Below are 13,656 nucleotides of genomic sequence, written 5' to 3' on the forward strand. Positions count from 1 at the left end.
TTGAATGAATATCTAAACATGGCAAAACCACGTAAAAAACATACCGGTTTTTTTCCTTGGATTGATCCAGCGGATCAAGCAAAGGGATTTAAACTCAACTTTTCAGAAGTGACTTATTTGGAAGTGGGACGGACAGTTGAAGGTTATAAGCAGGCTCAATTTGTCGAACTGAAAAACCCAGAGTTGGCATTGGAGTTTGATTACCCTGAAAGTTTTTATATTACGACCGAAGGGCTGGTGCTGATTAAAACGCCGCAAGGCAAGTTTGAAGCCATTGCCAAGACAGATAACTTTTAATTCAACACGATAATATTGAACTGAAAAAATGACCTACAACGTTGCAGGTCATTTTTTATTGAATATCTAGAAATTTGCCAAACGTCATTTCAAACCATGCTGTTTTAAATTGTCGCCTTCATAAGGCGCATCTTCGGCGGGGTAGCGCAGCTGTGTAATTCCTTGAGTTTTGGCAATCGACCAAATCACACTTTCACCCGCAGGGATGTTTTGGCTGTGCTGTGCATATAACGGGTCTTGCAGGGCGCGCTCAGCTGAAATAAATGTCCAGCCATGCTGTTGAAAAGCAGTAATGGCATCCTTTAAAAATGCGGCATTAATGGCATTTACATGTAAAAGCAAAACATGCTGCGGTGAACGTTGTAAAGTGAGCTGCGCAAGCTGGTCATAATAATCCGCTCGGTGAAGCAGGTGAGCAATATACGCTTGTTTTAGACGCTCTAATTTGTCAAAGTCTTGCTGTTTGGCATTGTCGAGATATTTTCGGTTATAAAACCAGTCACTGGCATCAATACTCACACCGCCAATGCGGTATTGATGTTGCTCTAACCACTGATAGACAGCATCACGCTTTTTAGCGCTATTACCTTCTTTTAAAAAAGGATACCGGTAAATACGTGTGTAATTTGGCAGCGTTTTTAGCACGGTATCCGCCTGTTCAATGCTGTGCAGATAATCTTTTAATGTGACATTTTCTTTATTCAGGTTTTGGTGCAGTGCACTATGATTGCCAATCAGATGGCCAGATTGTCCCCACGCTTGAATCAGTTGTTTACCTTGATAATCGCCAATTTTAATCAGGCTAGGGAAGACAATAGTTTTGATTTGTTGATCATGCAGATGTTTTAAAATTTGGGCATTGATTTGTTCCGCTTGTGCGTTAAACGCTGGATTTAATCCATCATCAAAACTGAGTGCAAGAGATTTTGCTTGAGCCGTGATATTGGCACAAAGTAAAACGAAAAAAATAAAAACATGTAGTGGGTTATATGGAAACATTATGCTTGTGTAATTTAGTGGTTATCCACGACATCATACTGTGTATGTGAGGTTTGTGTTGATTGCATATGTAATGAAGTACTTAAGCCGTTTTGGTTTTGCTCATTTTACTGAAAACAAGCTATGGGTCATGAAAAACGATGTTGAGTTGGTTACACTAAGGATTCGCTATACTCAGCAAATGCTTATAAGGGAAATGAAATATGCAGCGTCAAGCATGCGAAATGCGGGATAAAAGAATGTCTCCTGAATTAAGAACATGGTTGTATGCTTCGGGTTCATTAACCCAACAATTAACAGATTTTGCCCAAGGCGTATTTAAGGTTGAGCCGAGTATTGAGCAATTTCAACGTATGACGCTTCAAGATGCACGGTGGCTACAAATGCCAATACAGCACACAGCTTGGGTACGTGAAAGTTATTTATATGGCTGTGAAGCTGAGCCGTGGGTCAAGGCAAAAAGTATATTTCCAATCCTCAGTATACAAGGCCGTGCGCGGATTTTTCAGCATATTGGAAAAAAACCCATCGGACATTTTTTATTTCAACGTACCAATCCGAAGTGTGAGCGGCGTGTACTGTGGCTAGACGATGGTTGGACACGTCAGAGCTGTTATACTTGGCATGGTTGTAAATTTATAGTTCAGGAAACTTTTTTAGCGAGTTTTGAGCAATATTTGCAGAAATAACATTACCAGATGAAGGACAGTCATGGCCGTGGTGCAAAAGATTACTTGGCAGCAGCGTTTAGAAGCTTATTACTATTTATGTCGCTTCGATAAGCCAATTGGCACGGAACTGGTTTTTTGGCCAACTATGTGGGCACTGTGGATTGCCAATCAAGGAACACCGCAATTCAGTATTTTGATTCCTATGATTTTGGGTACGATATTTATGCGTGCAGCAGGTTGTGCGATTAATGACTTTGCTGACCGTAAAGTCGATGGTGCTGTGGAAAGAACCAAGCATCGTCCTCTAGCGACAGGCGTAATTAGCGCTAAAGAAGCCATATATGTATTCTTGATCTTGGTGCTTGCTAGCGCATGTATGTTGTTCTTTTTACCGATAGAAACTTTTTATTGGTCCTTTGGTGCATTGTTTTTAGCGTTCATTTATCCCTTTATGAAACGCTACACGCATCTGCCACAAGTATTTTTAGGCGCGGCATTTTCATGGTCGATTCCTATGGCTTACACCGCAGTAGGGCAAACACCTGATTTAACGTGTTGGTTATTGTACTTTGGTAATTTGGCGTGGACCGTTGCGTATGATACACAATATGCCATTACTGACCGTGAATATGATTTGAAAATTGGCGTGAAATCGACTGCGATTTTATTTGGTAAATACGATATTGAAATTATTTCATTATTGCAGGTGCTTAGTATTGTACTAATTGGTTCTGCACTGTATTTAGAAGATCTCTTGATGCCATTCGGTTTGGTCGCGTTGTTGGCTGTGGCTGCCGATTTTATTTACCAGTGGACTAAAACCAAAGGCCGTGATCCGCAGTTATGTTTTTGGGCGTTTCGCCATAACCGTTGGGTAGGGCTTATGATTTTTATTGGAATTTTCATGGCACTGACGCTTTAATGTCATTGATCTGAAACTGTTTAAAATGAGCTAAAGCATCCTATTTGGGTGCTTTTTTTTATGCATTAATAAAAAGGCATGTAGTTTCATGCTTAAAGAATAATGATTAAAAAGGATATTTTATGAAAAGTTCAAAAATAGCATTAGCTCTGACAGTTGCAGTTTCTATGCTGTCTTTAACCGCGTGTAATGACGATGATAATGACTCATCATCTTCGAATCAAAAATCAACATTTGTGTCTGAAGCAAATTATGCTTTAGATACTGTAGACAATACATCGTCCATTAAAGTCATGACGTATAACATGACCAATGTGCAGGGGAAAGCAGCAACAGCAACAGCCTTAGTATTATTTCCAAAAGCTACACAACCTAAAGATGGGTATCGTGTTGTGGTATGGGAGCATGGAACAGTCGGGGCTGGAGATGAATGTGCGCCAAGTAAAAATCTAATTCATCCACGTTTTAAAATTCTAGCTAATACGCTTATGGCGGCAGGTTATGTAATTGTGGCACCAGACTATGAAGGTTTAGGTACGAAGGGGGTGCATCCATACCTCAATTTATCGAGTGCGGCAAATTCGGCACTTACTGCGGTTAAAGCAGCAAAAGAACATTATGGTAAGCAACTCAATGGTCAGTGGATGTCGATCGGTCAATCGCAAGGTGGTCATGCATCCTTAGGGACGGCGGAATTTGCAAATACGGATGCAAACTATAAAGGGGCAGTGGCAGCCGCACCTGCATCGAGTTTGGGGACGATTATTAAGATCTATCTTGATCCTGCTTTAAATCTGGATGACAACGGCGTGAGTAAGGGCGTCAATATCTTAGATGAACAATTGCTTCAAATTCGTTACGCGCTTGCAAATAACATAATCAATGCACAGCAAGCAGATGCGTTAATGGGGCAACTTGCAGATGGCTATGCTGAGCTTTTGGCATATGCTGCATTGACCAGTTCGGGTATTAAAGCCTATGAGCCAAATTATGATTTAAAAAATATCTTTACTGCAGATGCTGGTGTTATTGCAGAAAAAGCCTATGGACGTACAGGGGATGATGGTGCATGTTTAAGTTATGCCGATCCAAATGGCGCAAATGGTTTGCAAGAACAGTTTAAAGCAGCTGTGATTGAATTCTTAAAAGATCCAACGCATATGGTTTCACAGTACGGAATTGATTTGAATAAAATCGATACCGATCCCGTTGTTCAGAAATTTTTAAATGATAATCAGCCAGCGACGAATGCAACTGCTGCCAAAGTAATTAAAGCCCCTGTTTATATTATTCAAGGTGAAGAAGATAAAGCTGTATTACCTCCTGTGACTCAAGCTTTATTTGAAAATATGAAATTGCAAGCGGTGAAATACTTCCCACAGGCAAAATATGAGGATGGATATTTATTGGATATTGTGCCAAAAGCAAGTCATACACAGGCGATTATCTGTAGAAATGCGCAAGCGGTCGAATTTATTCAAGCTAAAATGTCCGCAGGTACAGGTATTGATTTAACCAATGAGCAAAAAGATGCGAGCCAAAGTCCACATTGTACGGGTATAGTTGCTTCAAGCTAAGTTTTTAAATAATAAAAAAGGAGCATGTCTCCTTTTTTTATTGAATATTGGATTGTTAATCATTCAATCCGTGAAAATGAGGGGGTATAGTTGGTTAGAGTAAAGAATGATATGAAGGCTTGAGCGAATTTTGTTTTTTGCTATATTGGGCGTCGAATTATTTATGTAAATGAAAGAATCGTTATGTCTGAAGTTAAGCCAAAGCCCAATACCAAAAAGATGATCATTTTGATGGCACTTGGGCTATTGATTCCTATATTTTTGGTCAGTATGGCTTTTCTTGCAGTCAATAGTGATGCCAAAAACCAAGAAAAATATAAGCAACAACAAGCTGAAATGATTGAGCGCATTAAAGCTAAAGAAGCCCAAGATGAGGCTTTGGCTGCTGAGGCTGACCAAGCAGTATCAGAAGTGCTGGCTGCTCAAGAGTCAAATGCTCAATAAAATTCTGTTTACATTATCGATGTGAATGCAATGCGCATTCACTCAATGTTTGATTTTGATTTACGTATTTTACAACTATTTATTTATATCATGCCTGAGCGTGTGAACTGTTGGAATACTGGTGTAGCGGATTACACGGTAGCCCGCTTCTTCAAGCATTGCATCACGTTCAGCATCTTCTTGCTCTTTGCCTATATGACTAGGGTCATCCAGTTCGATAATCACAAGCACATTATAAGTTTGGTCAAGTATGACAAAATCAGTGACTTTTCGATTAAATCTATTCCTAATTTTATAATTTTGATTGGTGATCAGTGCGCTAAAAGCCACTTGGGCTAAAATGTGGTAGTTCGGAAATGCTTCATTTAAACGATGAAACATCTTACTTTCAAAGGCAGTGATTACACGACGTGGGAAAAACTTTTGTTTGCTTCTAAACAGTCTCGGAAAGACTAAGCAGACAAGTGCAAAAGTTGCCAAGCAACCAATAATAAAAAATATGAACTGACTGAGATCTGGCACGGAATAAACTACATATATGAAAAAAGCCCACGTCATGATGCGTGGGCTTTTTAGAATTTGGCTCTCCAACCTGGGCTCGAACCAGGGACCTGCGGATTAACAGTCCGTCGCTCTACCGACTGAGCTATTGGAGAATCTGCACGCATTCTATGGGGCAAATGCAGTGAGGTCAAGTCGGAATTGCAAAAAATAAGAAAATTTAGGCTGAATGTATTAAATATAAACACCTTTAATATAAAGTGTTTTTAAAACTTAAGCTTTGATAATTGCTTCTAATGTGGAAGGAGAGGTCGGTGAATAGCTTAGGTCATAGAGCAAGTGATTCTTATCTTAAAAATAAAAGCCTAGAGCATAAAAAAAGCCCACGACATAATGCGTGGGCTTTTAGAATTTGGCTCTCCAACCTGGGCTCGAACCAGGGACCTGCGGATTAACAGTCCGTCGCTCTACCGACTGAGCTATTGGAGAATCTGAAACGGATTCTAAAGATGTATGGCAGGGTGGTCAAGCCTGATTTAAATAAAATACAGAAAAATCAAATTAAGTGTTTTAAAAATAGCCGAATCAGACAAGTTAGTACTTATACGGATACTTTTAGGAAAGCATAAACAAAAAAGTAGGTATGCTTTGCTTAAACAACAGGCAATAAAAAACCCACTTCGTAATGAGTGGGTTTTTTAGAATCTGGCTCTTCCACCTGGGCTCGAACCAGGGACCTGCGGATTAACAGTCCGTCGCTCTACCGACTGAGCTATGGAAGAATAGATGGCTCTCCAACCTGGGCTCGAACCAGGGACCTGCGGATTAACAGTCCGTCGCTCTACCGACTGAGCTATTGGAGAATCTGATGCGCATTTTAGGGATGAATTTTAAAGTGGTCAAGCAGATTTGATGAAATGACTATTTGAATGTTTTTTTATTGTTCAAGTCTAGAAATTTTTTCTTAAATAGTGGTTATTTTTGAAGTTTTTTATATCATCTAGGTTGCTGATTTGCTTTATCGTCAAATTTTGTAGATTTAAATTTTTAAGCGTAGTTATGCGTTTCTCTTGATCTAAAGGAATTATAATTTGGAATAATAAATATATTTCTAAAATTTGATGGTTTGCGAAGGTATCTAAATGAAATTTAGAAAAAGACATAACAGGTTTAATGGTGTTTTGGTATAGATTAAAAAGATTTTGATTGTGTTTGAATACAATCCTTAATAAATATTCATTACCGACAGGTAATAGTTTGTAGTGACTTTTTGTGTTGTTAATGGATATGCTTTCTATTTGATCATAGTTAAACTGAATTTTCATTATATAAAGTTGAATTATACAATGACTTTCGAAAAATCTAATTTGTGGCAGTCCATTTTTGATGATAAGTAAAATTAAGACGAATTCCATAATTGATAATCCAGTCAGTATTAGTGCTGAATTAAAACTATATTTAATAGATTCTTGAACATAAGAGTAACTCACATACTGGATTATAGTGATAAAGATAAACATCACTAATATTTTGGTATATTTTGCTTTTATGATTAGTAATGGCTCTTGATTCATTCTTTTGTGTAATATTGTTTGTTGTGGCAGTATGATATTTAAAGCATAAAAAATCACCCTAAAAGGGTGATTTTTTTGACTTTTGAATAAGTTTTAAAACTTATTTTTCAACGCCAGCAGCTTGACCTGCATATTTAGCGTTTGCATAGTCCCAGTTCACTAGGCTTTCTAAGAAAGTAGAGATGTATTTAGGACGAGCGTTACGGAAGTCGATGTAGTAAGCGTGTTCCCAAACGTCGATAGTCAACACAGCAACTTTACCGTGAGCAAGTGGAGTGTCAGCATTTGAAGTTTTAAGGATAGAAAGGTTGCCGTTTACTTCGTCAGCAACTAACCAAGCCCAACCTGAACCGAATTGAGTTGCAGCAGCATTTGCAAATTCTTCAGCGAATTTTTCGTAAGAACCGAAAGCTTCGTCGATTTTAGCTGCTAAAGCGCCAGTAGCTTTACCGCCACCGTTTTTAGCCATACAGTTCCAGTAGAATGTGTGGTTCCATACTTGGGCTGCATTGTTGAAGATACCAGCTTTAGAAGCATCGCCTTTAACAGCAGTGATGATTTCTTCTAAAGTTTTGCCAGCAAGGTCAGTACCTTCAATTGCTTTGTTTAGATTAACCACATAAGTATTGTGGTGTTTGTCGTGATGGTATTCTAAAGTTTCTTTGCTGATGTGCGGAGCAAGATCTTCGTAACCGTAAGGTAACGCTGGTAAAGTAATCGTTGTCATGTTTTCAATTCCTTGCATTTTGCTGGGTTTTGACATTAAGTGCCGTTATTGTAATAGATTCTTGCAGTAAAATGCGCATTGCTTATAAATAACAATACAGAATAAAGCCTGAAAATATACGTATAAGGACTGAGCCAAAGACCAAGACGATTTAAATTAAATCGGGTTGTTTAATTCGAAATAACTATACTCAATATTGAACTGTTCTGAAATAGCTTTTGCGAGTCGTTGTACACCATAACGCTCGGTTGCATGATGTCCACATGCATAATAATGCACGTTTAATTCTTCAGCCTCATAAAAAGTGCGTTCACTCACTTCACCTGAAATGTACGCATCACAATCTAATGCAGCCGCCTTGCCAATAAAGTCCTGTGCGCCGCCCGTACAAAAACCAATTTTTTGAATAGAGGGTTTATCTGCTGGCAGGTGAATGGCATCAAATCCTAATCTTTCAGAAACGAACTCTTTAAACGCCGCTGGAGTCATGGCTTGTTTTAAATAACCAACATTGCCAATAGGATTGCGCTCAGTAGGATCTAAGGCTTCAATATTCTCTAATTCGAGCAAATCTGCTATCGCTGCATTATTACCTAAAGTAGGGTGACTATCTAAAGGTAAGTGATAGCCAACTAATGAAATATCTTTTTTGATCAGGCTTTTGATGCGTTTGCCGCGCATACCAGTGATTGGGTAAGCTTCACCTTTCCAAAAATAACCATGATGTACCAATAGCAAATCAGCTTTCGCTGCTATCGCGGCTTCAATCGCTGTTTGTGACGCGGTAACTGCACATAAAATTTTATGCACTTCTGCTGAGCCTTCAATTTGCAAGCCGTTGGGAGCATAGTCCTTAAATTCATGTGCTTTGAGTGTGCTGTCACACCATTGAATAATTTCACTTAACTGAGCCATATACTGTCCAAAATCTCAAAAAGATGCATCAAAATTTACGATTGTTTAAATTGTAACTAAAGAATCACAAATCTCTGTGTTTATTTTTAAGTTTGTTGAAAATATTACATTACAATACGATATAAATTATTTAGCCATCAATGAATTATAAAATTTAGAGGATATAGACGTGCGTCGGACCTTTACATGGTTACCTTGGGTATTATTAATACTTGTGATCATCGGTTTCTTTACATGGCAACAGGTTCAAAAACCTAAAGCACCCATTGCCCCAGATGGGGTTAAAATGCCTGCAGAAAAGGTTGAGCCTCTCATTGATACGTCGCGTACAGGCGGTGTAGTTTCGTATAGTGCTGCGGTAAAAGTTGCTGCTCCAGCGGTTGTCAATATTTTCACTACGCAAAAAGTGAAACAATTGGATCATCCTTTATTAAATGATCCTGTTTACCGTGAGTTTTTTGGTAATCAACTTCCAGATCAAACCAATCAAAACGAAAATAGTTTAGGTTCAGGTGTGATTGTTCGTCCAGATGGCTATATTTTGACGAATAACCACGTGATCGCACAGGCCGATCAGATCGTTGTGGCTTTACATGATGGTCGTCGTGCTGAAGCGAAAGTTGTGGGTACAGACCCAGATACAGACCTAGCTGTGATTAAGATTGAAATGAGTCAATTACCGGTTTTGCCATTTAAGCTAAGTGGCAATGAAGTCGGTGATGTCGTCCTAGCGATTGGTAACCCTTTTGGCGTGGGTCAGACGGTTACGCAAGGGATTATCTCAGCTACAGGTCGTTCAGATTTGGGAATCAACACTTACGAAGACTTTATTCAAACAGATGCTGCGATCAACCCCGGCAACTCTGGTGGTGCTTTAATTGATGTTGCAGGGAACTTAATTGGTGTAAATACCGCGATCTTCTCGCAGTCAGGTGGCTCTTTGGGGATTGGTTTTGCCATTCCTGCAAAAGTATGTCAACAAGTGCTGAACGCTATTTTAAAAGATGGGCGAGTGGTTCGTGGTTGGTTAGGTATTAGTTTACTTCCAATTAAACAAGAAAATATTTTAGATCCACGTGTGAATGGTGTGATTGTCGCAGATGTCATTCGTAATGGACCTGCAGCACAGGCAGGTTTAAAACGTGGTGATAAAATCATGAAAGTGAATAATGAGCTGATTACCTCGACCTCACATTTAATCAATTACGTTGCACAACAAGCGCCATTGAGCACTATGCAAATTGAGATTGAGCGAGACGGAAAGGCGATGACATTACCTGTACAAGTGGGAGAGCGTAAACTGCAAACTCAAAACAGTGACTCGCAATATATTCCATTACCCCGCTAGCATAGAAAATCCCTCTTCATGAGGGATTTTTTTTGAGTTCCTTTTTTTGTATATCGCTTTGAAGAGCTTCGTTTGCGCCAAACAATGCGCTTTGAAATTGAAATATCAATTACAAAAATGCATTGCACGCTTTGCTGAATTTGGCTTAATTTATAAGCAATAATAATCAGATAAGCGTATAAGAATATGAGCTTTTTACCCGCAGAACATGCCAAAGTTTTATCCAGTCAAGCCAATTTAGATATCGCCTTATATAAGGCACGTTTGGCTTTGCTGATTGAAGAAAATGCCAAACAGGGGAATACCGCCGTATTTACGGTTTTACCCAAGCATTTAGCTTTAGAAGAGATTCGAAGTTTATCTGCTGAACTTACAGAATTGGGATATCAAGTTCGATTTGAAGTGAATGAATTTTTTTATAATTTTAATGTGTACTGGATTTGATTCGGGATTCACGACATTTAAGGTCCTAAGTTAAAAACAAGATGAAACCCTTTAGAAAACCACGATAATCGTAGTTTTCTAAAGCCGTTTTATAACGCAGTAACTTATTTAGATTTTTGATAGTCATTAATGACTTCAAGTGCCGCACGAAAGGCTTCTTGAGTCGCCGGTGCGCCACAATATGGCAAACTATGAAGTAACACTTCCTGAATTTCTTCTACAGTCGCCCCATTATTTAAAGCACCTCGGACATGACCCTTGAGTTCTGTTGGACTTTTTTGTGCAGTTAAAAATGCAATGGTAATCAGTGAGCGATATTTACGGGGTAAAACGCCTTCACGCTGCCAAGTTGAACCCCATGCATGCTCATTAATCCAATCTTGCAAAGGTTGAGTAAATGGCACGGTATTGTCTTGAGCACGTTTAACGAAACTTTCACCCATAACTTCAGTACGAACTTTTAAGCCATTTTCATAATCTTGTTGTGACATGTAGCAAACCCTCTGTGATGTAATTTTGCAGTACAGCCTATACCTTTGACTCTGCGATACCATTGGCTGATGGTCGTATAAAAAAGCCATCCCATTGTTTAACAGTGGAATGGCTTTTATTTTGAGAAAAATAAAGCTCAAAATCGATGAAGAAGTTGATTAATAACGCAGGAAGGCTTCTGGTTCATCATCAGTGTGTTGTTGCTTTTTCACTTCTGGTGAAATGGTTAAATGTGGATTGGATAGCTCAAGTTCGTGGATGAGCTGCATGTCAAATACATCTGTGAGCATACTGTCATAGCGTTGAATGTTGTAAGTGCTGAGCTGTTCAGCTTCGGAGGCAGTAATGACTTTTTGTGCAATTGCATCGGCTATATGTGCTTCAAAAGTTAAACCTTTGAATTGACCTTTAGATTCAGCTTTTTTAAATTGGTTCCACAGCGGTTCAATTTTTAACAGTTGTAAAAAGGCATTTTCCATACGACCAGAAACTTCATCTGCTGCTGTGCTGTAATACACGTGCTTTTTCAGTTCTTGGCGGAAAGTATTGTCTAGCATCATTTGAGTGGCAACTTCACGTTTTAAACGGTCTGTCGGTTTAGCAACAACTCGTCCAAACGGAAAGCAGATGATTTTTACTATACTTGCGGCTAGTCGCATTGGGAAGTTGTCAAATAAGCCCTGGAAAGCTTTTTCAACATTGTACAAAGCTTTATCTAATGCAAGTTGCGCATGTAATTGTTCAGCTTCACTTCTTTGACCTTGTTCATAATATTTAAGAATAGCCGTCGCGATAAATAAATAAGAGTGAATGTCTGCAAGTCGGCCCGAAAGCATTTCTTTACGTTTAATATCACCGGCTAATAGGCCAAGACACATATCTGCAGTCAGCGCGAAATCGGCACTGAATCGATTAATTTTTTTATAGTAGGGGCGGCTAAATTCATCTGCTGAAGCTGGTGAGTCGGATGGGCCACCTGTGAACGCATAAGCAAAGGCGCGTGCAGTTCGGTTAAAGGTATAGCCTAAGTGCTTAAAGAGCATTTCATTGAATGTATTGAGTGCAGCGTTTTTATCTTCGGCTTGAAGTAATTGTAGCTCTTCAAATAAATATGGATGGCACCGCATTGAGCCTTGTCCAAAAATCATCAGAGAGCGACTTAGAATATTGGCACCTTCGACAGTAATTGACACAGGAATGGCCTGATAATTCAAAGCTAAAAAATTACGAGGTCCCATTTGCACGGCACGTCCACCGACGATGTCCATGCCGTGATTAACTACTTTACGCATGGTTTCAGTGGCATAGTATTTAGCCATTGCGGTCATCACAGCAGGTTTGCCGCCTTGGTTTAAACCACAAGTCACCAAATAGCGAAATGCTTCAAGCATGTAAGCGTCTGATGCGATATCACTCGATGCTTCTTGCACACCTTCAAAATTACCTACAGAAATTTTAAACTGCTGACGAACTTTGGCAAATGCACCAACATTTAAATATGCCATTTCTCCGGCTGCCGTTGATAACGCAGGGAGTGAAATACCACGACCGACCGCTAAACATTCCATTAGCATACGCCAGCCTTTGCCGGCATTTTCAATCCCACCAATGATCCAATCTAAGGGAATAAAGACATCTTTGCCTTCAACTGTCCCATTCATAAACGGTGAGCCTGGATTATGACGAGGGCCTGTAATGACACCGTCATGACTCGCCGGTAGCAGCGCGCAGGTGATGCCATATTCCGTTTTATTTTTATCTCCCAATAAGCCATCTGGATCGTATAACTTAAATGCCAGACCAATGACGGTGGCAATCGGTGCAAGGGTAATCCAGCGTTTAGAGAAGTTCATGTTTAAGCCGAGCACCTGTTGTCCCTCAAAGGTGCCATAACAGACGACACCTGTATCTGGAATGGCGCCTGCATCTGAGCCGGCTTCAGGGCTGGTGAGTCCAAAACATGGGATTTCTTCACCTTTGGCAAGGCCTGGGAGATATCTATCTTTTTGTGCTTCAGTACCATAGTGTAGTAGCAATTCCCCGGGTCCAAGCGAGTTGGGCACCATACAACTGACTGCGGCAGTCAGTGAGCGGGATGCAATCTTGCTCATGACACGGCTTTGTGCAAATGAACTAAATTCACGTCCTCCATACGATTTTGGAATCACCAGTCCTAAGAAACCATTATCCTTAATGAATTGCCAAGCTTCTGGTGGGAGGTCTTTATGTTTATGGTGAATATCCCATTCGTTGAGCATGGCACAAAGTTGCTCGACTTCATTATCAATGAAGGATTGTTCTTCTGCACTAAGCTGTGGATAGGGATAAGCCTCAAATTTTTTCCAATCAGGCGCACCCATAAATAGCTCTTTTTCCCACCAACTTGTTCCTGCATCCAACGCTTCACGTTCCGTAGTACTCATACTCGGCATCGCATTTGCTAAGGTTTTATAGGCAGGTTTGGTGAGTAGATTGAGCCTCAGTGGATCAATCAACACAATTAAACTTAAAGCAATAAGCGGGATGCCAAGTATTAATGACCATGGGCTTAAAAAGGCGAGTGCAATTGAAACGAATATCAGTGTTATCGCGCCTACAGCTCGTGAAAGTTCAAAGAAAAAAACGGCCCAAAGAGCAAAAATAAAGAGTACGGCACTGAGTATAAATAGCATTTGTTATGGCTCCAGTGACAAGGGCCAGAGCGTTATGCGTTTAAAACAGCCTACATGCGTTTAAAAATGATCT

Annotated in this window: 13 protein-coding genes and 4 tRNA genes; 7 read left to right on the top strand and 10 right to left on the bottom strand. The window is 39.7% G+C overall.

Annotation, left to right across the window (positions count from 1 at the left end):
• The first annotated feature begins 18 nt into the window (after window positions 1–18).
• Entirely contained in the window at window positions 19–297 is a 279-nt protein-coding gene (locus tag FTT76_RS02535; RefSeq protein WP_180007665.1) for a hypothetical protein, read from the top strand.
• Between the two features lie 84 nt (window positions 298–381).
• On the opposite strand, the gene FTT76_RS02540 is transcribed toward FTT76_RS02535, so the two are convergent.
• Window positions 382–1,296: a polysaccharide deacetylase family protein gene (locus tag FTT76_RS02540; protein ID WP_180007666.1), complete on the bottom strand. Its 915-nt coding sequence runs from the start codon at window positions 1,294–1,296 to the stop codon at window positions 382–384.
• 203 nt (window positions 1,297–1,499) lie between these two features.
• On the opposite strand from FTT76_RS02540, the gene FTT76_RS02545 reads away from it, so the two are divergent.
• From FTT76_RS02545 to FTT76_RS02560, 4 genes are all read left to right on the top strand, one after another.
• Window positions 1,500–1,985 (top strand): chorismate lyase, encoded by a 486-nt coding sequence (locus FTT76_RS02545; protein WP_111884531.1) that lies wholly within the window; start codon window positions 1,500–1,502, stop codon window positions 1,983–1,985.
• A 22-nt stretch (window positions 1,986–2,007) separates the two neighbouring features.
• On the top strand, window positions 2,008–2,889 hold the full coding sequence (ubiA, locus tag FTT76_RS02550; protein ID WP_180007667.1) for a 4-hydroxybenzoate octaprenyltransferase: 882 nt from the start codon (window positions 2,008–2,010) through the stop codon (window positions 2,887–2,889).
• 122 nt (window positions 2,890–3,011) lie between these two features.
• Window positions 3,012–4,466: a S9 family peptidase gene (locus FTT76_RS02555; RefSeq protein ID WP_180007668.1), complete on the top strand. Its 1,455-nt coding sequence runs from the start codon at window positions 3,012–3,014 to the stop codon at window positions 4,464–4,466.
• 183 nt (window positions 4,467–4,649) lie between these two features.
• On the top strand, window positions 4,650–4,910 hold the full coding sequence (locus tag FTT76_RS02560) for a hypothetical protein (protein ID WP_168379169.1): 261 nt from the start codon (window positions 4,650–4,652) through the stop codon (window positions 4,908–4,910).
• Window positions 4,911–4,985: 75 nt separating this feature from the next.
• Here FTT76_RS02560 and FTT76_RS02565 read toward each other — a convergent pair whose 3' ends face one another.
• The 7 genes from FTT76_RS02565 to FTT76_RS02595 all read right to left on the bottom strand — a co-directional run bounded on the left by FTT76_RS02565 (window position 4,986) and on the right by FTT76_RS02595 (window position 8,627).
• Window positions 4,986–5,468 carry a DUF2726 domain-containing protein gene (locus FTT76_RS02565; RefSeq protein WP_218945491.1) on the bottom strand — a complete coding sequence of 161 codons (483 nt, stop codon included), beginning with the start codon at window positions 5,466–5,468 and terminating at the stop codon, window positions 4,986–4,988.
• A gap of 22 nt (window positions 5,469–5,490) precedes the next feature.
• Window positions 5,491–5,566: transfer RNA gene (locus FTT76_RS02570), tRNA-Asn, on the bottom strand.
• Window positions 5,567–5,824: 258 nt separating this feature from the next.
• Window positions 5,825–5,900, bottom strand: a tRNA-Asn gene (locus FTT76_RS02575).
• Between the two features lie 217 nt (window positions 5,901–6,117).
• A tRNA-Asn gene (locus FTT76_RS02580) sits at window positions 6,118–6,193 on the bottom strand.
• Between the two features lie 5 nt (window positions 6,194–6,198).
• Window positions 6,199–6,274: transfer RNA gene (locus tag FTT76_RS02585), tRNA-Asn, on the bottom strand.
• 811 nt (window positions 6,275–7,085) lie between these two features.
• On the bottom strand, window positions 7,086–7,712 hold the full coding sequence (locus tag FTT76_RS02590) for a superoxide dismutase (RefSeq protein ID WP_078192384.1): 627 nt from the start codon (window positions 7,710–7,712) through the stop codon (window positions 7,086–7,088).
• Between the two features lie 156 nt (window positions 7,713–7,868).
• The gene (locus FTT76_RS02595; protein WP_180007670.1) at window positions 7,869–8,627 is read right to left on the bottom strand and encodes a Nif3-like dinuclear metal center hexameric protein; all 759 of its coding nucleotides are present in this window, start codon (window positions 8,625–8,627) and stop codon (window positions 7,869–7,871) included.
• A gap of 169 nt (window positions 8,628–8,796) precedes the next feature.
• Between FTT76_RS02595 and FTT76_RS02600 the strand changes: the two genes are divergently transcribed.
• Together FTT76_RS02600 and FTT76_RS02605 are read left to right on the top strand one after the other, a co-directional pair.
• The gene (locus FTT76_RS02600; RefSeq protein WP_180007671.1) at window positions 8,797–9,975 is read left to right on the top strand and encodes a trypsin-like peptidase domain-containing protein; all 1,179 of its coding nucleotides are present in this window, start codon (window positions 8,797–8,799) and stop codon (window positions 9,973–9,975) included.
• Between the two features lie 186 nt (window positions 9,976–10,161).
• Window positions 10,162–10,419 carry a hypothetical protein gene (locus FTT76_RS02605; RefSeq protein ID WP_078190243.1) on the top strand — a complete coding sequence of 86 codons (258 nt, stop codon included), beginning with the start codon at window positions 10,162–10,164 and terminating at the stop codon, window positions 10,417–10,419.
• 104 nt (window positions 10,420–10,523) lie between these two features.
• On the opposite strand, the gene FTT76_RS02610 is transcribed toward FTT76_RS02605, so the two are convergent.
• A complete protein-coding gene (locus FTT76_RS02610; protein WP_168379173.1) occupies window positions 10,524–10,910 on the bottom strand; it encodes a carboxymuconolactone decarboxylase family protein in 387 nt (128 codons plus the stop codon).
• A 159-nt stretch (window positions 10,911–11,069) separates the two neighbouring features.
• Window positions 11,070–13,583 carry an acyl-CoA dehydrogenase gene (locus FTT76_RS02615; protein ID WP_180007672.1) on the bottom strand — a complete coding sequence of 838 codons (2,514 nt, stop codon included), beginning with the start codon at window positions 13,581–13,583 and terminating at the stop codon, window positions 11,070–11,072.
• Window positions 13,584–13,656: the final 73 nt, after the last annotated feature.

The sequence above is a fragment of the Acinetobacter sp. YH01009 genome, from assembly GCF_013420765.1.
Classification (GTDB): Bacteria; Pseudomonadota; Gammaproteobacteria; order Pseudomonadales; family Moraxellaceae; genus Acinetobacter; species Acinetobacter amyesii.